Here is a 19,638-nt window from a genome sequence, read left to right as displayed (position 1 = left end):
TCAGGACAACTGTCAGATAGTGGTGCCCCTTGCCAATGGACTTCTCGTCAATCAGTAGTGCTCGTATGTTATCCAGACCAGGTGCAGGCAGAGTCTTCATGAGCACCTCTTTATCCCAGCGCCGCGCGGTGTGATGGGAGATAGGGATGAACTCTGGCACCTTATTGCATGGCATGTATCGGCATAGGTGGCTGACATGCTGTTTCAGGCGGTCGGTGGCCTGTGCCTTGGGCGCCAGCCCAGGAGGTGTGATGGTTTCAAAATGCTTGCAGTGTGAGCAGCGCCCTTGGTAAACAGTGAAATGCAACTGCACACTGAGGGTGCCCAGCGGCAAGTCCAGCACAGTTCGCTCTGCCTCCCTCATCTTCCCCATAGCGTTGTGGCACTGACTGCATTTCAGTTGCTGTAGACGACCATCTCTGCGCAGATAAACCGTTGCGCTGGAATTATCCCAGTCGATATCTATATGGTCGATTACCCAGCCAAGAAATGAGAACATAGGGCGGAGTGAGGGTGTTGCAGACATGTACTGATCCTTCAGTAAAGTTGATCCGTTCAAATCAATCTTTGCCTGAAGGCTATTTCTGTTTCAACCCCTCACTTTCTTCAGCCAACCTGAGAAAGCCCCCTATTTTGTTTTTCGTGATGTTGTGGTCAGCGTTTGGTGTCGTCAAACATGCGGACAGTCTTGCTGAAAAGTTAGGTGAGCCTTTCGGCACCTTGATTCTGACACTCTCTGTTATCAGCATCGAAGTCATAATGATCTCGGCAGTCATGCTAACGGGCGCTCACAACCCGACTCTGGGTCGCGACATGATGTTTTCGGTACTCATGATTGTGCTGAACGGGCTTGTGGGGTTATCTCTTCTACTTGGTGGATTTCGACATGTGGAACAATATTTTAACCTGCAAGGAGCCAATAGTTTTCTATGTGTGCTTATTCCACTCTCGGTACTTGGGCTGATTCTTCCCAACTTCACGGAATCGACAAGCACTGGTACTTTTTCAGGCGAGCAGATCACTTTTTTGATCATTATCAACGTTGCTCTTTATTTGGCTTTCCTGGGTATCCAAACACTTCGACACCAAGATTACTTCATAGGCAACATTGAGAGTGAGCATAAGCATAGTTTTTCTCAACACCTCCCTATTCCAGCCCATGCAGCATTGCTTGTCTGCTACATGCTCCCGATAGTTTTTCTTTCCAAAAAGTTAGCCGTTGTCGTGAACTACGGAATTGTAGAATTAGGAGCTCCGGCAAATCTAGGTGGTATGATCGTAGCTATTATTGTTTTATCTCCGGAAGGTATGGCGGCCATTCGAGCAGCGCAGGCTAACAACCTCCAACGCTCAATAAACATCTGTCTTGGTTCCGCACTGGCAACGATAGGAATGACTGTTCCGGCGGTGCTCGCGATTGGATTGATGACCGGAGAAACCATTATCCTCGGCCTGAATAATGTTGATTCCCTGCTGTTATTACTGACGTTATTCATCTCACTAGTGAACTTCTCATCAGCCAAGAGCAACATTATTCAGGGGCTTGTCCATCTAACTTTATTCTTCTGTTATATCGTGCTTATTTTTGACTAGAGGGCGTTCTTCCAGTAAAAGTTTCTAGAGTACACTGTGCTTTGGGGATCATTCAGGGGATAGCCACCCAAATTCGGATGAACCAAAACAACCCGGGTATTGTGATACAAAGGGATAATAGGCATATCCTCTGATAATTGTTGCTCTGCGCTACCATATAACCGATTACGTGCTTCCTCATTTTGCTCTAAACGACTGCGTATGATTAGCTGATCATAAATCCCTGACACATAATGGCCATGATTACTGCTGTGGCCGGATGTCAGAATATTCAGCATAGTGCTCGCTTCGTTGTAATCCGCAAGCCAGATACTGACCAGAGCCTGGAAGGCTCCTGAACACCTGCGAGCACTATAGTCACCGGTTTCGACACTGATCAGTTGCGTCTGCACACCAATTTTCTTCCACATCTGACTGACAGCAACTGCCATCTTTTTAGCGCTATCCCTTGCTCTAAAAACAAGCTCAATACGTAAAGGGTTAGATTCACTATAACCAGCTTGTTTGAGTAGTCTTTCGCTCTGCTCTATGCGCTCTGGTAGTCGTTGCTCTCTATAATCGATTGTTGGCAACTGGAAACCCTGCATAACTGGAGGTGTGAGGGTATAAGCTGGCAGATTCCCTTGAGCAATAATTTTATCAGCCAGAGCTTCCCGACTGATTGCATACGACAGCGCACGCCGAACACGAACGTCCTGAACTTTGGGATGACGAGTATTCAAAGTAATAAATACTGTACCAAAAGAGGATGTACTCTTAAACTCATCCGACCTTTCCTTCCTAAGTTGAGCGACATATTCAACGGGCACACTTTGGGTGAGATGTATTTCACCCGCTTTATACCGATTCAGCTCGCCGACACCGGTTACAGGCAGGAATACGACATTCTCAATATGCGTGCTTACTTTGTTCCAGTAGAGCTGATTCTTAGCAACGCCCACCTTTTCATTCACAACCCATTGTTTGAGAATATAAGCACCGTTTCCAATCAAATTCTCTGGAAGGGTCCAGTCCTTTCCCCATCGCTCTACAGTCCTTTTATGAAGTGGCACCATATTCATCATGGTCAGCATCTTAATGAAATAAGGCAAAGGGCTGGTTAGGTCCACTTGTAGGGTTTGGTCGTCCACAGCCTTGACTCCCAACTTATCCGATGTCATTTCACCACGAGTAATTTCCGCGGCATGAACAACCATCGCAGCTTCCAAATACCAAGCGTAGGGAGAGGCTGTCTTCGGAGAAGCCAATCGTCGCCAGCTGTAGACAAAATCCTGGGCTGTTACCGGGTCACCGTTTGACCACCGGGCATTGCTTCGAATTTTGAAGATGTAGGTTTTGGCATCATTTGAGACTACCCAGGATTCCGCCTGACCTGGAATAATTCCACCGGAATCATCGTGAACAACAAGTCCTTCAAAAAGATCACGCTGAATACGAAAGTCGACGACAGATTCCGTGTGGTGAGGGTCGAGAGACTGGGGCTCTGCACTATTTCCTATAACGAGTGTACGAGCCTGCACACGCAGAGACATAGCTGCACCGAGCAGCAGAAACATGATGAATTTCAGATGCAACACCACTCCGTAAATCACGCTTTACCGTAATCGAAACACCTAAGGGTAGTCTTTTCACTAGAGCCTGTTGAAGCAAGTGCCAGACTGGCGTTTTCTTTCATTCCAACATAGGATTGTCGGCCGTTTAACCTGACTGCCGCTTATTCAGTGAAAATCACCCTTGCTCCGATGGAAGGCGTTGCCGACTATCTGACCCGCCAGCTTATTACCGGCACCGGCGGTTATGATTTGTGCGTAACGGAATTTATCCGTATTACCGATACCGTTTACCCAGCCAGCGTTTTTTATCGCTTGTGTCCGGAATTGCGCCATGGCAGTCAAACCTTAGGCGGCACTCCCGTTCACACACAGCTCCTGGGTAACCATGTCACCCTTATGGCCGAGAACGCCTGCAAAGCGGTTCAGCTTGGAGCAAGAGGCATCGATCTGAACTTTGGCTGCCCGGCAAAGACTGTGAATCGCCATAAAGGCGGGGCAGCACTTTTAAAGGAACCAGAAACCATTTTTCGATTGGTGGAAGCTGTTCGTAAGCAAGTTCCTGCCAATATCCCTGTTACTGCAAAAATGCGTCTTGGATACGACAGTTCGGAGCAGGCCATGGATATTGCCTCCGGCATTGAAGCAGCCGGCGCGAATGGTTTGACCATTCATGCCCGTACCCGCAAAGAAGGTTATCGCCCACCGGCTCACTGGGAAAAACTGGCAAAAATCCGGGAACAGCTTTCCACCCCACTGACAGCCAATGGTGAAATCTGGACTGTTGAGGATTATCACAAATGTCGCACCATCAGTGGCTGTGAAGATGTGATGATCGGCCGTGGCGCCGTTAGCCGACCATTACTGGGGTGTGAGATTAAAGCATCTCAAAAGAGCCAAGATCACAGCACCATTGACAACTGGCCTAACACTTTAGCCATTCTGAAAAGCTTTGCTGAACAGACTCTCGCCATTACCGATGACGAAGTTCACCTTTATGGCATCGTCAATCCACAGCGCTATCTGGCAGACCGTATTAAGCAATGGTTACGAATGATGACCAAAGGACATCAGGAAGCGACAACGCTCTTTGATACAATCAAACGCCAAACCTGTGCCCAGAGTATTTTGACCGAGTTAAAAGCCACCTGATGACCACCCGCACACCCATTAAAAATGCCGCCCTATCCTGGGATGAAAACGGACAGCCGATCTCCAGCCAATTCAATGATGTTTATTTTACTCGCGTATCCGGCCTGAAAGAGAGCCGTTATGTGTTTATTGAGCAGAACGATTTGCCTGAACGTTTTTCAAAACTGCCGGAGGATGGTGTATTTACCATCGCAGAAACCGGCTTTGGTACAGGTCTGAACTTCCTTTGCACATGGCAATGTTTTTTGGAACACGCGCCGAAAACAGCCCGCCTGCATTTTGTTTCCGTTGAAAAGTTTCCACTCAGCCGGTACGACCTGACAAAAGCTCTGGCGCTCTGGCCAGAGTTGCGTGAATATGCGGGTCAACTATTACAACAATATCCCGGCAATATGTCTGGCTTTCATCGTCGTAATTTTCACAACAACCGTATTCACCTGACCTTAATTATCGCAGATATTCACGATGCCCTGCCAAACATTGAAGGGCAGGTGAATGCCTGGTTTCTTGATGGTTTTGCTCCTTCAAAAAATCCAGATATGTGGCAGCCGGAACTGTTTCAAAACATGGTGGCAAAATCTACCCCCAACGCCAGCTACTCCACATTTACCGTGGCCCAGATGGTACGTCACGGCATTGCTGATGCGGGTTTGACCATGACCCGGGTTCCGGGCTTTGGCAAAAAGCGGGAAATAATACGTGGGACAATCCCTCCATCCACGCAACAGGAAAACAAACCCTGGCTAAAACCTGCACCCGCACCACGAAACCAAAATCAGGCAATCGTGATAGGCGCAGGTCTTGCCGGTGCCTCCACCGCGAGAGCTCTGGCAGACCGGGGTTGGAATGTCACTGTACTGGACAAGAAGCCATCTCCGGCAAGTGGCGCTTCCGGTAACCCTCAAGGAATGCTGTACACCCGCTTATCGGCCCACGACACACCTCTGACACAGCTGGTTTTGCAAGGGTATCGACACAGCATCAATACCTTCACTCAACTGCCTGGTAATCTTTATAATCCGGTTGGTATTGTGCAGCTGCCAGACTCCGAGAAAGAAGAGACCCGACAGCAGCAACTCATTGGCTGCGGTCACTTCGACAGCATTCTTACCGGTAAAACTGCCAAGGATCTTTCTCAGATTGCAGGAACAGACATCCCTCAGGATGGTTTGTGGTTTGAGGATGGCGGCTGGGTTAGTCCACCAGCGGTGGTGAAAACGTTGCTGGAGCACAGCAATATCACCTTTCGTGGGGAGTGCTCAGTAAAAACTCTGGATCGCACCGACGATCATTGGATTCTTCTATTAGAAAACGGTGAAGAACTTAATAGTCCCGTAGTCATTATCGCCTGTGGTCATCAGGCAAATGAACTTTCTCAAACGTCTCACCTGCCACTGAAAAGTATCCGCGGACAGATAACTGTTGTTCCTGCTACGGAATCCAGCCAAAAACTAAAAACTGTGCTGTGTGAAGAGGGTTACATTGCTCCTGCAGCCAGTGGCCAACATACACTGGGAGCAACATTCCACTTTCATGACAAGGATGAGAACTGCCGCAGCGCCGACCACCAGGCAAACCTTAATACCATTAAGAGCTTTGCCCCTTCTGTCGCTAAAGCGCTTGAGTTTGATCAACTGAATCCAGAGGAGCTTGAAGGTCGAACGGGATTCCGCTGTACTACCCCCGACTACCTGCCTGTTGTGGGTCCGGTTATGGATGAGCCCAAATTCAAACAGCGATTTGCCGCCCTTGAGAAAAATGCCAAAACCCGTATTGAACAACCCATGCTTTGGCTGGAAGGCCTTTATATAAATGCCGGGCACGGCTCCCGCGGACTGGTAACTTGCCCTCTGGCAGGTGAAATTCTGGCTTGCCAGATAACCGGAGAAATGTCTCCAACCTCTATGAATCTTGTTTCTGAGCTTCACCCGGGGCGTTTTCCCGCCAGAAAGCTGATAAAGGGCAAGAAAAAGTCTTGAGCTGGAAATAGACAATCTGCGGGATGTACTCCGTACTGCCAATATGCACAAAATTGAGGGTTTCAGTGAAAAACCCCACCAACACCTTCAGTTTCAAAGCAACGTTCAGGATTATAAGACGAAGCTACATGTATCAGTACCAGCTTTGAAAATCGTCACCGGCCGGCCGAAAGCAAAAGATCCTGATGTCCCGCTCGCCCAGGCAATAACCTCCCTGGGCGACTTCCAACCCTACTGATAAAAGATGTCGTTACCTTATGGTAGAGGGCAGACAACACCCGTTCCCTTCAGGCCACAGTAGCCATCAGGGTTTCTAGCCAGATATTGCTGATGATAGGTTTCTGCATAGTAAAAGATCTCCAGTGGTGCAATTTCCGTAGTAATCGCACCCAGACCTTTTTCTGAAAGTTCTTGTTGAAAAACCTTCAGACTCTCTTTTACTACGTTCAATTGTTCATCCGTGGTTGTATAAATAGCAGAGCGGTACTGAGTACCAATATCATTACCCTGTTGCATACCTTCTGTTGGGTCGTGCTGTTCCCAGAACAGAGCAAGCAGTTTTTCCAGTGAAAGTACTGCTGGGTCAAAAATAATTCTCACCACTTCGCTGTGGCCGGTTTCGCCAGAGCACACCTGTGGGTAAGTTGGGTTTTTGGTAAAACCACCAGCATAACCAACCATGGTCAGATGAATCCCGTCCTGTTGCCAGAACAGTCGCTCTGCTCCCCAGAAACATCCCATCCCAACAACAACTTCTTGCATATGCTCAGGCCAGGGTGGCAGCAAGGAACGATTAAATACCACATGGGGTTCAGTGACTCCCACAGGCTCTGCAGCGCCAGCCAAAGCCTGCTCAGAAGTCACCATTGTTGTTACACCGGCCATAAACTTGTTCCTTACAACTACTGAAGAAGATACCGTATAAGTAGATCTTTACGGAGATAACACTGATTCGGATTCAGGCTCTGAACCAACAGGGTAATCCCGCATAATCAATTCTGGATCAAGCCGAACAGATCCCCAATTAATCCGCCAGTCCAGATGTGCTCCTGTCACTCGCCCTGTCGCGCCAACTTCAGCCACAGGCTGCCCCTGCTGGACAATATCACCTCGCTTTACCAGTAGCTTACTTAGATGCAGAAAGCTGCTGGTAATACCCATTCCATGATCAACAATCAGCGTGCCACCTGAAAAATACATATCCGTATGGGCAAGAACAACCTTTCCCGCCGCCGGTGACAGAACGGGTGTTCCCACTGGAGCTGCATAATCCAGGCCATAGTGAGGGCGGCGGGGCTTACCATTGAAATAACGCTGACTGCCATAAACACCGGTAATTGGCCCATCGACTGGTTGTAGAAACCCATCAAGGAAATCATTCCGGGGGGTTCGGTTGGCGCGGGCTTCAGCTATCTGCCTATTGTCATTTTTTATGCGAAGTAGTCTGCTTTCTGGTGGAGTGACATATTTCCCGGCAACCCCTTCTATATGCTGAATTTTGTAATCTCTGGGGGCCAGCTGTAAAACATAGGTTGTTCGTTGGCCGTTGGGCGTTTCAACAATATAACTCTGCTCCAGCTCCGCATCACGACCAAAGCCAATTACAAAATCGCCTTCAGCCGTCTGCATAACAAGCTGCTCTTTATAGAACACTTTGTGGCCAGGAGCCGTTTTGCCAAGGTAAAGACTACCCTGCATCAAAGTTTGCTCAAAACCCTCAGGCACCTCCCCAAAGGCAACTCCAGAAGCAACCAGAAACGGTATGACGAACAGAGATAGAAATCTCATTTTTTTAAACGCCCCTTCCCTGACAGATCTCATTTCTGTTTATATAGTAAAAAAACAGTCAACAAAATAAAGGTGTCACCATGGATCCGTTAACTGCTGATCACATAATACTGACCCTGACTATTGTTATGCCAGCAATCTATGGCTGTACTCTTCTGGCATCCTTATTTATGGATGTGAAACGTGATGACCTGAGTCACCAACCAGTCCGTTCTCAGGAAAACAAACGCAAAAAACGAAATTAGTGACTGCTGGAGCTGCTGTTGAGATAGTCGATATACCCCTGGGCAAATGTTTTCACCCTTGCCCAGGATGTGTACTCGATATCTTTTGAGGCATCAGTGTTGCCGCCAGTAATCTTCATGATCAGTTGAATCATAAACCGGTCAAACCAGCCATAGCGGCTATAGAGAAGTGAGCCTGCCAGAACACCAAGATACTCCGGTTGCCAAGGGCTCTTTTTCAAAAACTTCTGCATGTACCGGTTGGTCAGAGGATCTTGTTTTTCCGGTTTTCTAGCAGTGAGATTGATACTGAAAAAACCACCTTTCATGCTCTTCAATATATCCTTATGGTCATCAATAAACTGACAAGCCACCGGCAAGTGGTACCCGTAGCGAATTGGCGCACCAACCAAAACAGAGTCAAACCCTGACAAAGAAAATTCAGAAGGCAGGGCATCCAGGTTTTCCAGCTGTACATTCAAACCGGCTGATTCCATATCGTCGAAAATAGCTTTAGCAATGCGTGCAGTTTGCCCGTCGTGAGACGCATAAAGAACAAGATGAAGAGACACAGACATTTCCAGTAGATAAAAATAAGAATTAATACAAGCTTCCTATGTATTTTCCCCCGCCAATCCTTACAAAGTTTTGATAACCATCAAAAAACCGTTTGCATAATCAACGGACAATTGTAGTTAGAAATCAAAGAACCAACACAGACTTGCCAATAGGACGCCAGACAGCTTCCGGGGAATGCCATGAGCCTTATCAAGAAACTACGTGACTTTTTCTCAAAACCTTCTGCCCGGTATTCCGCCGGAGGGCTAATCGCCATAGGGGCTATTGGCGCCCTGATATTGTGGGGCGGGACATCAACCATGATGTCTGCCACCAGTACTACGGAATTCTGCATCAGTTGCCATGAGATAAACGATAATGCCTATGCAGAATATCAGCAGACTATCCACTTCCAGAACAGCTCTGGCATTAAAGCCGAGTGCGCCGACTGCCATATTCCCCATGACTTCGCCGGAAAAATCATCAGAAAGATTGAAGCCTCTCGTGAAATTTATGGACACCTGACCGGCATTATCGACACTCCAGAAAAGTATGATGCCCACCGCCCGGCTATGGCCGCAAAAGTATGGTCTGAAATGCACGCCAATGATTCTGCCAACTGCCGCAGCTGCCACATAAATCTGGAGGAAAATGTTGACCTTCAGTACACCTGGGCAAGCAACAACCACAAACGTATGGCGACTGAAAACCTGACCTGTATTGACTGCCATCAGGGCATTGCGCACAAGCTGCCTAATACGAGCCGCATGTCCAAATCCATTCCTCCGGTTAACCCCTGAGCTGGTAACGGGATATGATTGCACATGCAGGCTTATGGCTCTTAGGACTCTCAGCGACTGCTGCCCTATTCTTAACCTTATTACCTATAACTGAAAAGCATTACCCCCAGCAACAAATCAGTCGCTGGCAGAATACTCTGGCTGTTACACATTTCCTCTCATTGGCCTGCGCTCTCGCCATGCTGATTCAAGCTATGGCGACCCTGAACTTTTCCCTTGAGTATGTTGTTGATCACACCAGTGTTCGCGTTCCCATGCTCTACCGGGTAACAGGCACATGGGGCGGCCATGAAGGTTCTCTTCTGCTATGGACAACCATTGTCGCTGGCTGGATGCTGCTGTTTCTATGGAAAAGCCAGGATCACGATAAAAGTCGCTTATCCCTGTCCTTTATAGCGGCCATCAGCCTCGGATTTCATTGCCTGCTGTGGCTGTCTTCGCCCTTTGTTGCCATTGAAGGTTCCATTCCTGCCGACGGCAATGGCTTAAATCCAATGCTGCAGGATATTGGGCTGGCATTACATCCCCCCATTCTTTACATCGGTTACGGTGGAATTATTGCCATCTGTTCTCAGATCATGGCCGCTTTATGGTTACGTCAACCTATTGATAAATGGCTGCATTCTGTTCATCAAATGACAATGAGCACTTGGGGTTGGTTAACTTTGGGCATAGCTCTGGGTTGTTGGTGGGCATACATGGAGTTGGGCTGGGGGGGCTGGTGGTTCTGGGATCCAACAGAAAATGGTTCCCTGATGCCATGGCTGACTCTGACCGCCCTACTTCATGCCAATCTGTTGAGCCGAAAAGGCATCAGAGCAGGACATGCAATCACAACCCTGGCTATCACATCCCTTGGCTTAATGCTGGTTGGAATGTTTATTGTCCGCTCTGGGGTTATGGCTTCTGTCCACTCCTTTACCCGCAGCCCGGCACTCGGAACAACCATTCTGGCATTTACCCTGCTCAGTACTGGTATCGGGTTCCTGATACAGGTGTTACGACCACCTGTGGAAAGAGTTAGCCAAAAGAGACTAAGCCGTACCGACATTGGATTGATCGCCAGCATTATTATTTTTGTGATGGCCTGTGCCACCGTGCTTCTCGGAACTCTTTATCCCATTGTTCTGGACGTATTGAACCTGGGAAAAATTTCGGTTGGCGCAGCTTACTTCAATACCTTTTTTGTGCCCATGACCCTGGCAGCAGCTTTGTTGCTGGCACTGTGTGATAAAACCCTGAATCTCAAAGCCCTTACAGCCCTGCTGACTCTCTCACTGGCTCTGGGCTGCGCTGCCAGCTTAGGAGTATTGGGTGAAGCAAGCTTTCTATCCATTTCGTCGCTATCTATTGCAAGCCTGGTGACGGTCAATGAAGTCAGAAAGTTCACCCTCTTCGGTTTCCGCTCGGCCACTCTGGCCCATATCGGACTGGCTGTCGCAATTGCAGGTTCAACATTATCTGATCTGGGCCTTGAATCCATGGATCTGCGCATGGCGCCCTACCAGAGGGCACAGTTGGGTGATCTTCAGTTTCGCTTCACTGGCACAACACCGGTGATTGGCCCCAATTATCTTTCTGATCTGGGTTTCTTTGATGTCTCCGACAGTAGTCGTGCAATCACTGAAATCAGGCCGGAAAAACGACTCTACCCGTACTTTGGTCAAGTCATGACTGAAGTTGGCAACCAGCCTGGATTGAGTCGGGACATTTATATCGCTCTGGGAGAACCATTTGATGATGGTTCCTGGGCAGTGCGACTGAAGATCATTCCTTTTATCAGCCTGCTGTGGATTGGAGCCTTGCTGATGGTGATTGGCGGCTGGGCAAATCTGCTGATACGGCCCTTACTCTCACGCCGCAAACCCACGAATAGCAACCCTGTCGGCAAAGGTTTTTCTACCACAGCTCTTTCTAAAAACACAGCCGTGACCCTCAACACTACAAACATCTCACATTGGGAGAAATAATATGCCTGGAATACGGACATTGGCCACAGAAGTGCTCGCCGCACTCCTTACTACCGGAGTACTGGCAAGCGGTTTAGTCAGTGCGGGAGAAATTGGTGACGCGAAGAACGCCTCCTATAAAGAAGGCTTCCCACGCCAGCACGCATCTTGGGAAAGCACTAAAGAGATGGACTTCAAGAGCAAACATCTTGGCAATAAGATGGAAGATATGCTTGAGAAAGATCCTCGCTTGGTTGTGCTCTGGGCTGGTTACGGTTTCTCCAAAGATTACAACGCTCCTCGCGGGCATATGTACGCTATCACCGATATGCACAACACCTTGCGCACTGGTGCCCCTAAAGAGCCCACTGATGGCCCAATGCCTAATGCCTGCTGGACCTGTAAGAGTACAGACGTCACCCGTCTACTGAACGAACAGACCCGCGACGAGTTCTTCACCGGCAAATGGATAACGAAAGGGCCAGAAATTGCCAACCCGATCGGCTGTATCGACTGTCATGACACAACTAAAGAAGATATGCCTCTCAAGCCTGGTCGCCCATTCATGGAAGATGGTTTGAAATCCATGGGCAAAGATATGGCGAAGATGTCTACTCAGGACAAAAAGTCTGCAGTCTGCGCCCAGTGCCACGCGGAATACTACTTCTCAGGCAAAACTAAAGAGGTTGTATTTCCCTGGGCCAAAGGTATTGAAGGCGAGAACATTGAGAAGTACTACGATGAGATCAACTTCAAAGATTGGACTCATAAACTCTCTAAAGCGCCAATGCTGAAAGCACAGCACCCGGGCTGGGAAATCTGGCAGAAAGGCGTTCATGGTCGTAACAATGTTGCCTGTGTCGACTGCCATATGCCTAAGCGCAGCGACAAAGGTATTACCTTTACCGATCACCGCGTCGTCAGCCCTCTGCGTGATATGCAGGCTACCTGTAAGTCTTGCCACTCTCAGGATGAGCAATACCTGTTGGACGTAACCTATGCCCGTCAGGAGCAGGTTGAAGAGATCAAACTCAAGGCGGAAGATGCCATTGTTCGCGCCCACATTGAAGCTAAAGCGGCGTGGGATGCCGGCGCTCAAGAAGAAGAGATGCAGACAGCTCTGACTCTGATTCGTCACGCTCAATGGCGCTGGGATTACTCCATTGCTTCCCACGGTGCCTCTTTCCACGCTCCTGAAGAAGTTCTGCGCCTTCTGGGCAGCGCACTGGAGAAAGCCGGCGAAGCTCGCGTAGAACTTTCCCGCGTTCTGGCTAAACATGGCATCACTGACGCGATTGTTATGCCAGACCTGTCCAGTAAAGCCAAAGCCCAAGCCTTTATCGGACTGGATATGGACAAACTGAACAGCGAAAAAGAAGAGTTCAAGAAAAACACTCCACCCAAGTGGAAAGCTGAAGCGGAAGAAGCTGGTCTTCTTTAATAGCCAGCCTTAACTTTAAAGAGCCTGAAGTGAGAACTTCAGGCTTTTTTGTCTGTTTCGCAATTGCCTTACCCTGCGGCAATTACGTATGATTAGCCTCGCAATATAAATAGTTTGAAAAGACTAACCAAAAGGATTTATGGGAAGTCATGGGTCGGTTGTCACGAATCAATATCGTTGGTATTCCCCAACATATCGTTCAAACAGGGCATAATCGTCTGCCTTGCTTTTTTGATGCTGAAGATTATGAGTTTTATCTCAACAGCTTACGGGCTGCATCAGATCAGTATCAAGTAGAAATTCACGCTTATATTTTATTACCAAACTCTATCCAGATTATTGCCACCCCTCGCATTGATAAAGGCATTTCATCAATGATGCAATCATTGGGCAGGCGATATGTTCAGTATGTGAATCATCGCTATAAACGCTCCGGAACCTTGTGGGAAGGACGTTATAAATCCAGCCTTATTGATTCTGAAAACTATCTACTTACCTGTTATCGCTATGTAGAGCTCCGACCGCTTCATTTATGCCTGGTGGAAAATCTGGAAGATTATCCATGGTCCAGTTATCACCATCACTGCGGTGATAAAACAGATTGGCTGATTCAAGATCACAGGCTGTTTAAAGCTCTTGGAAAAAATCGAAATGAACGTTGTGATGCCTACAGCGAATCCTTCCGTTACAGATTTGATAGAAGGCTCATTGATTTTATTGCAGAAACGGTAAATATGGGACAAGTGCTTGGTGGTGATGCATTTAAAGACAAAATTGAAAAAATAGCCAATCACAGAGTCAGACCATTAAAACGTGGACGGCCACGTAAAAAGAAAATTGTTGAAGACTGTACCTAAACAACCCTCAAAAAGTCGTGTCGGAGTCAAGGTAAAACATAAGCCGAGTTCACACAGAAAATCCTCAAGCTAGAGGGCTTTCTTTCAACAACCTTGAACGATAATTACTGATCAAAAACGAATTGAAAAAAAATAGTGTCAGAGTGGGTTTTAAATACGCACTCCACTCTTCTCATTCTTTCAAAGCTCTGTTTATATTTCCTTCAAGTCAACTGTGAGCGCGTATTAAACGTTCAAATGTTGAATACTCCCAAGCCATCCAATAAATACGAAAGAGGACTTCACTCATGGCTGTTTACATGAATTTCAATAGTAAAAAACCTGAAGGCAACGTAACTGCTAAAGGCTACGAGGGTTGGATTGAAGTTGATTCCTTCTCCTTTGGTGTTGGTCGTAGCATCACTATGGAAGCTGGTGCCATGTCTAACCGAGAAGCCAGCCGTCCTTCACTGAGTGAAGTGTCTGTGACCAAATCTATGGACGCAGCATCCGGTGGCCTGTTCAAAGAGTCCGTAACAGGTTCTGAAGGTGTAACTGTTCTGATCGATATCGTTCAGACTGGTGCCAAGTCTGTACAGAAGTACGCTCAGTACACTCTGGAAGACTGCATCGTATCTTCCTACAGCGTTGGCGCTTCTGCCGGTGGCGCGCCTACCGAAACAATTTCTCTGAGCTTCGCCAAAATCATTGGTGACCTGAGCCACGCAGACAAGACTCACAAGAACAAGCAGAACGCCAAGGTTGGTTACGACCTGACGACTGCAGAGCCTTTATAAGCCGCAGCCTGCTGATCAGTATTTCAGAGACTCCTTCAGAGCCTCCATTTATACTGACCAAGCCTGTAATCACAGGCTCAAAGACAGACACGCAGTACAGACATTTTGTCGGTTCTGCGTGCTTTTGTTTCCAATGTTTACACACGGAAGTTCTACTACATGTCATCTCTGACTCAAGACAAACGTCTCGCCACCATTGAAACTCCTCTTGGTAAAGATACGTTCGTTGTTCGTGAGCTTGAAGGTGAAGAAGCGATCTCCCAGCTCTTCTCTTTTCACTTGAGCCTGCTTTCAGAAGACGACAACATTCAACCCGAAAAGATTCTGGGTAAGCCAGTCAGCCTGGCCATACACAACACCCCAGACAATCCTCGTTATATTCACGGCCACATTAATCGTTTCATTGCCCTGGATACACAAGATGGCGAAAAACGCCAGTATCAGGCCACCATTGTTCCTGCTCTGTGGTTTACCACTCTGGGTGGGCAGAATCGTATTTTTGAGAACAAAGACTTTTCACAGATCATTCAGGAAGTACTGGGGGACTACAGCTCAGTATCATTCAGTAAAAACCTGGCGGGTAGTTATTTTAAACGTCGCTATTGCACCCAGTTTGAAGAAAGCGATTTCAATTTCATTTGCCGCCTGCTGGCTGAAGAGGGTGTGTGTTTTCACTTTGAGCACGCCAAAGGTTTCCACAAATTCTGCATTGCCGACAAACCCAGTGCTTACCAACCAGCGCTGGCAAAACCTGTTCCCTATATTGGCTCTGGCAGCAACCCTTTGGAAAACAGCGTTAGCCACTGGCAGCGAAACTACAGTTATCACACGGCTCAGGTAGAGTATCGGGATTACCAGCCATTCTCAGCATCTGAGTGGATGAAAAAAGAGATTAAAGAATCCACTACCACAAAAGCCTTGACCGGTGAAAAGCCCTTGCGGGAATACTATGGCCGCTTTCACTTTGAAAAAAAGACCGACAACCACACCAAGCTGACCGAGAAGAACACCAAACAGAAAGCCCGTAATATGATGCTCAGTCATGAAGGTGCTTTTGATACGGCTAATGGCCGCAGCTCATGCTGTGAACTCTATGCCGGCGGGCAGTTTGAACTCGACCACACAATTGCCACTGAAAAAGGCAAATACCTGATTTCACAAATATCTCATTACGTCCGGGACAGTAATGATCAGGATACGTTCTATATCAACCATTTTACCTGTCAGCCGTCTGATATCTTTGCCCCGCCCTCACCAGATGAATATCGTCGGCTGATTCATACACCGCATACAGCAAAAGTAATTGATGTACAGGCTGCGGGAGAGCAAGGCTCTGTGGATGCCCATACTCAGGTAAAAGTGAAGTTCCCATGGAAGAGCAAGCAGGACAGCTGCTGGATTCGTGTCGTACAGGCTTATGCCGGTGCAGACTGGGGCGCAAACTTTGTTCCCCGTGTCGATCAGGAGGTTGTTGTTGAGTATTTCAATGGTGATCCGGACCGCCCTGTTGTCACGGGAGCTCTCTACAACAGCGACAACAAAGGCCCTGGGTATTCCAAAACCCAGAGTGGCTGGAAGAGCCAGTGGGAAGGCAGCAAGTTCAACGAAATGCGTCTGGACGACAAGAAAGGTTCAGAAGAGATCTACTTTGAAGCAGGAAAAGACTGGAACGTCCTGGTTCACAACGACAACACTGAAACCGTAGAAAACGACCAGACTATCACCGTGACCAATAACCGGGATATTACCGTTTCTAAAGGTAATGAAACCAAAAAAGTTTCCAAAGGAACCCAGACAACAACGGTTCAAGGTGCCATCACTATCGAATCAAAAACCAGTATCACCCTGAAAGTTGGCAGCTCAGTTATCAAGATGACACCGAGCGGCATTTCCGTTAAAGCAACGGATATTAAATCTAAATCTTCCATGTCTACCAAGGTTGAAGCAGGCCTCACTATGGATGTGAAAGGTGGCGCCATGACCAATGTGAAAGGCGCACTGGTGAAGATCAACTAATCAGCCTTGAACTGGAAATAAGTGCCTTGAGCTCAAATGATAAGCAGGCCCGACCATGAGCAACCTTGTAAAACTCAACGCCAGCAGGGCTACCCAGGTCACCAGCCGTTACGAACTGGATGAAGAACTGGAATCTTTACTGGCTCCGGAGATGACACCGGAGGATTTTATCCGTGTGTTAATCGAGCAAAACCAATTCCTTGAGTGCGTGCGTTTCCTCGCCCATGCCCTCCCAAAGCGTGAAGGCATATGGTGGGCCTGTCTGGCTACCCGCTCCACACATACACCAGAAACAGAACAATTACGCCTGCAAACACTGAAAGTTACAGAAAGCTGGGTACGCAACCCAACAGAAGAGTTACGCAAGCAGGCTGAAAAGCTGGCAGCTTTGGGCAAGCACAAAACACCCGACAGCTGGGCGGCAACAGCAGCATTCTGGAGTGTTGGCAGCATTGCTGATGAGGATGCTCCTCCTATGCCTGCCCCGCCCTACCTTTATGCTCACGCGGTTTCTGGTGCAATTGGCCTGGCAGCAGTTGCCGAATCCGAAGAAGAAATTAATAAGCGTTATCAGCGGTTTCTCAGTCAAGGGTTGGATTTGGCCTGCGGTGGCAAAGGCATGATTCATGATGATGTGTTAGCCATGCTTGATACAACGGAACAAAGTCCGGCAACAGTCTGCCAATAAACAATAAATATTTTCAGGGAGAGAAGTTATGGGAATGCCAGCATCACGCATCACCGATATGCATGTCTGCCCAGCGACAAACCCCGGCCCGGTTCCCCATGTTGGCGGCCCCGTTGTCGTACCCGGCGGACCAACTGTGCTTATCTGCAACCTGCCTTCAGCAACTGTTGGCAGCACCTGTGTTTGTGTTGGCCCTCCAGACAGCATTGCCTCGGGCAGCGCCACTGTAATGATCTGTGGCAAACCTGCTGCACGATTAGGTGACAGTACAGCCCATGGGGGCAAGGTTGTAGCGGGAGCACCTACGGTATTGATAGGTTAGCTATGAAAATGCACATACCTTTCAGCCTTGTTTTTCTACTGTTTTTCTCTATTCAGGGTTTCTCTATGTCAATTTTAGATACTGGAAAGATGTGCACGTTCTCTAAAATTTCTGGTGTAATTTATAACGATGGAACACCTCTTTCCAACGCCAAAGTTATACGTGAAGTGGACTATGAAAATATAAAAACTGACGAAACCATCACGGATGAAAATGGTTATTTCGAGTTACCGGCCGCTTATGTAAGAACTATAGCCAAGTTTCTCCCACAACAATTTGTTGTCGGTCAAACTTTAACCGTGGTCGTTAATGACACCCCTCACCAAATCTGGAGAGGGTTTAAAACAAAGGCTGACGAAAACTCTGAAGCCAAGGGAAAGCCTCTTGTCGTTCAGTGTGAACTAACTGCTGAAAAAAGTGCCATTCGCATTAATGGTGATACGTTCATTACAAAATGCACTTGGGATGTAGAACCAGACGCCGGCTTATTCGACTAACCAGTTAGCATGAAGGACTAAGGAATACTCATGGAAAGGGCGCCCAAGGAGTCTGCGGTAATCGCAAAAGAAGTCTACGCACTCTCAAAGACCGCCTCTATCGAAGAAGCCGCTGTTGTACTCAATACAGCTTTTCAGGGAAGACTGGTTTTCTCCGACACCAACATGCTAAAAGGCATAACGGGTGGGCCGGGCTTTATTAAAGTCAGAACGGCGTTTGGTTATGTTCTTGAAGGTAAAATGGAGTTCAAAGACCACTACTTTATTGTTTTTCGTGGAACGCAATATCTTGCAGACTGGCTGACCAATCTGAACATTCTGGTTGAACGCTCTTCTTCAGGAAAATTAGTGCACGAGGGTTTCAATAAAGCATTTCTTTCCATGTTACCACAGATCAGACCGCTGGTTCAGAATATACCTGCTGGGGCTCATATCCACTGTATAGGCCATAGCCTGGGAGGCGCTTTAGCAACCATTACGGCAGAGTGGCTCTCTTCACAAAGAAGGATGCAACCCTACCTCTATACATACGGCAGCCCTCGTGTGGGTTTGAAGTGCTTTGCCGAATACTGCACACATAAACTGACAAGTAAAAAAATATATCGCGTATACCATAAAACAGACATTGTTCCGTGCATCCCCATCTGGCCGTTTACCCACACCCCAAGCTCAGGGCACGAATACTTCATTTATACCGAAGGGTTATTCCCTGGCTCTAAGTGGCACGATATGGATAGATACGTCGATTCAGTCTCTCCGCATTCATGGGGTAAGCTTTACGACAGGCGTGACGAACGCCCAACGGAATCCAGTATTAAAGGCTGGCTGCAGGACGTGACATTCACAAGCGCAACAATGAGCGCCATAAAATGGTTTCACCATGTTCTCATGTATGTTGTCGAAAAATGTACGACGGCACTCAAGAAAAGCTGGCAAGCAGTCTCAGGTGCCAGCGCCACAATTATGGATCAACTCGCCTATATTCTGAATCAAGGGGTGAATCTGGATGAGATGGTATCCAGCTGGGTCGTTCACTTAATGCGTAAGATTTCCGAATTTTTAGGGATGGCTAAAAAGTACGCACAGAAGGATCTCACTAGAGCTACCATACGTGACTTATTAAGCAGACTCTCACGCAGGGTGAATGAAATGGCACAAAAAGCTCTCAGCGATGTTCTTGCCGATGGGCGAGCTATTTAAAGGGTTAAACTATGGGGTTTAGGCTTACTCTGTAGTAATGGTAATATGGTAATGTATATCTGAAACTATTTGACATGCAGTTTTTGGGCTCTGTTCACAATAAATGTGGGTTGAGCCAATGGGATGCTTCCTGATCTAACAAACTCTCTTCCGAGAAGATATGTGTCTTTAAAAATCGTTTCCAGCCCAGATAGCGCGATAAATATTTCGTTGCTACGCCTTTGAAAAAACCATTAATCCAACGTTTG

The 19,638-nt window shown here is 47.6% G+C and carries 19 protein-coding genes; 14 read left to right on the top strand and 5 right to left on the bottom strand.

Going from position 1 to position 19,638, the window contains the following annotated elements:
• A partial coding sequence (locus tag QMA35_RS17285) for a hypothetical protein (protein ID WP_281648402.1) occupies positions 1 to 526 on the bottom strand: 526 nt, incomplete at its 3' end.
• A 119-nt stretch (positions 527 to 645) separates the two neighbouring features.
• Between QMA35_RS17285 and QMA35_RS17280 the strand changes: the two genes are divergently transcribed.
• Positions 646 to 1,593 carry a hypothetical protein gene (locus QMA35_RS17280; RefSeq protein WP_281648403.1) on the top strand — a complete coding sequence of 316 codons (948 nt, stop codon included), beginning with the start codon at positions 646 to 648 and terminating at the stop codon, positions 1,591 to 1,593.
• On the opposite strand, the gene QMA35_RS17275 is transcribed toward QMA35_RS17280, so the two are convergent.
• Complete coding sequence (locus tag QMA35_RS17275) at positions 1,590 to 3,149, bottom strand: peptide ABC transporter substrate-binding protein (protein WP_281648401.1); 1,560 nt, start codon at positions 3,147 to 3,149, stop codon at positions 1,590 to 1,592. The two genes, QMA35_RS17280 and QMA35_RS17275, sit on opposite strands and share 4 nt — an antisense overlap.
• A 165-nt stretch (positions 3,150 to 3,314) precedes the next feature.
• On the opposite strand from QMA35_RS17275, the gene QMA35_RS17270 reads away from it, so the two are divergent.
• Both QMA35_RS17270 and mnmC read left to right on the top strand, forming a co-directional pair.
• Positions 3,315 to 4,295: a tRNA-dihydrouridine synthase gene (locus QMA35_RS17270; RefSeq protein ID WP_281648400.1), complete on the top strand. Its 981-nt coding sequence runs from the start codon at positions 3,315 to 3,317 to the stop codon at positions 4,293 to 4,295.
• Positions 4,295 to 6,274, top strand: a complete 1,980-nt coding sequence (gene mnmC, locus QMA35_RS17265; RefSeq protein WP_281648399.1) for a bifunctional tRNA (5-methylaminomethyl-2-thiouridine)(34)-methyltransferase MnmD/FAD-dependent 5-carboxymethylaminomethyl-2-thiouridine(34) oxidoreductase MnmC — start codon at positions 4,295 to 4,297, stop codon at positions 6,272 to 6,274. The genes QMA35_RS17270 and mnmC overlap by 1 nt, the downstream gene beginning before the upstream one ends.
• A 255-nt stretch (positions 6,275 to 6,529) precedes the next feature.
• On the opposite strand, the gene msrA is transcribed toward mnmC, so the two are convergent.
• Together msrA and QMA35_RS17255 are read right to left on the bottom strand one after the other, a co-directional pair.
• Positions 6,530 to 7,159: a peptide-methionine (S)-S-oxide reductase MsrA gene (gene msrA, locus QMA35_RS17260; RefSeq protein WP_281648398.1), complete on the bottom strand. Its 630-nt coding sequence runs from the start codon at positions 7,157 to 7,159 to the stop codon at positions 6,530 to 6,532.
• A gap of 48 nt (positions 7,160 to 7,207) precedes the next feature.
• A complete protein-coding gene (locus tag QMA35_RS17255; protein WP_281648397.1) occupies positions 7,208 to 8,062 on the bottom strand; it encodes a M23 family metallopeptidase in 855 nt (284 codons plus the stop codon).
• Positions 8,063 to 8,142: 80 nt separating this feature from the next.
• On the opposite strand from QMA35_RS17255, the gene QMA35_RS17250 reads away from it, so the two are divergent.
• Positions 8,143 to 8,307, top strand: a complete 165-nt coding sequence (locus QMA35_RS17250; protein WP_281648396.1) for a hypothetical protein — start codon at positions 8,143 to 8,145, stop codon at positions 8,305 to 8,307.
• Here the strand turns inward: QMA35_RS17250 and hemG are convergent.
• Positions 8,304 to 8,858: a menaquinone-dependent protoporphyrinogen IX dehydrogenase gene (gene hemG / locus QMA35_RS17245; RefSeq protein ID WP_281648395.1), complete on the bottom strand. Its 555-nt coding sequence runs from the start codon at positions 8,856 to 8,858 to the stop codon at positions 8,304 to 8,306. The genes QMA35_RS17250 and hemG overlap by 4 nt on opposite strands.
• A gap of 186 nt (positions 8,859 to 9,044) precedes the next feature.
• Between hemG and QMA35_RS17240 the strand changes: the two genes are divergently transcribed.
• The 10 genes from QMA35_RS17240 (at position 9,045) to QMA35_RS17195 (ending at position 19,390) form a co-directional block, all read left to right on the top strand.
• Positions 9,045 to 9,644 carry a NapC/NirT family cytochrome c gene (locus QMA35_RS17240; protein WP_281648394.1) on the top strand — a complete coding sequence of 200 codons (600 nt, stop codon included), beginning with the start codon at positions 9,045 to 9,047 and terminating at the stop codon, positions 9,642 to 9,644.
• Between the two features lie 14 nt (positions 9,645 to 9,658).
• Positions 9,659 to 11,614, top strand: a complete 1,956-nt coding sequence (locus tag QMA35_RS17235) for a cytochrome c-type biogenesis CcmF C-terminal domain-containing protein (RefSeq protein ID WP_281648393.1) — start codon at positions 9,659 to 9,661, stop codon at positions 11,612 to 11,614.
• A 1-nt stretch (position 11,615) separates the two neighbouring features.
• Positions 11,616 to 13,034: an ammonia-forming cytochrome c nitrite reductase gene (nrfA, locus tag QMA35_RS17230; protein ID WP_281648392.1), complete on the top strand. Its 1,419-nt coding sequence runs from the start codon at positions 11,616 to 11,618 to the stop codon at positions 13,032 to 13,034.
• 149 nt (positions 13,035 to 13,183) lie between these two features.
• A complete protein-coding gene (locus QMA35_RS17225; protein ID WP_281648391.1) occupies positions 13,184 to 13,891 on the top strand; it encodes a transposase in 708 nt (235 codons plus the stop codon).
• Positions 13,892 to 14,190: 299 nt separating this feature from the next.
• Positions 14,191 to 14,667, top strand: coding sequence for a type VI secretion system tube protein Hcp (locus QMA35_RS17220; protein ID WP_281648390.1), 477 nt, complete (start codon positions 14,191 to 14,193; stop codon positions 14,665 to 14,667).
• Between the two features lie 159 nt (positions 14,668 to 14,826).
• Positions 14,827 to 16,683: a type VI secretion system tip protein TssI/VgrG gene (tssI, locus tag QMA35_RS17215; protein WP_281648389.1), complete on the top strand. Its 1,857-nt coding sequence runs from the start codon at positions 14,827 to 14,829 to the stop codon at positions 16,681 to 16,683.
• A 55-nt stretch (positions 16,684 to 16,738) separates the two neighbouring features.
• A complete protein-coding gene (locus QMA35_RS17210) occupies positions 16,739 to 17,371 on the top strand; it encodes a hypothetical protein (RefSeq protein WP_281648388.1) in 633 nt (210 codons plus the stop codon).
• 28 nt (positions 17,372 to 17,399) lie between these two features.
• Positions 17,400 to 17,693 carry a PAAR domain-containing protein gene (locus tag QMA35_RS17205; protein ID WP_281648387.1) on the top strand — a complete coding sequence of 98 codons (294 nt, stop codon included), beginning with the start codon at positions 17,400 to 17,402 and terminating at the stop codon, positions 17,691 to 17,693.
• 65 nt (positions 17,694 to 17,758) lie between these two features.
• Complete coding sequence (locus QMA35_RS17200) at positions 17,759 to 18,190, top strand: DUF6795 domain-containing protein (RefSeq protein ID WP_281648386.1); 432 nt, start codon at positions 17,759 to 17,761, stop codon at positions 18,188 to 18,190.
• Positions 18,191 to 18,220: 30 nt separating this feature from the next.
• Positions 18,221 to 19,390, top strand: a complete 1,170-nt coding sequence (locus tag QMA35_RS17195) for a lipase family protein (protein WP_281648385.1) — start codon at positions 18,221 to 18,223, stop codon at positions 19,388 to 19,390.
• The last annotated feature ends 248 nt before the right edge of the window (positions 19,391 to 19,638 follow it).

The sequence above is a fragment of the Parendozoicomonas sp. Alg238-R29 genome (genome assembly GCF_947331445.1).
Classification (GTDB): domain Bacteria; phylum Pseudomonadota; class Gammaproteobacteria; order Pseudomonadales; family Endozoicomonadaceae; genus Sansalvadorimonas.
The sequence above is the reverse complement of the archived record's forward strand: the minus strand, read 5'-3'. Positions and strand labels throughout refer to the sequence as shown.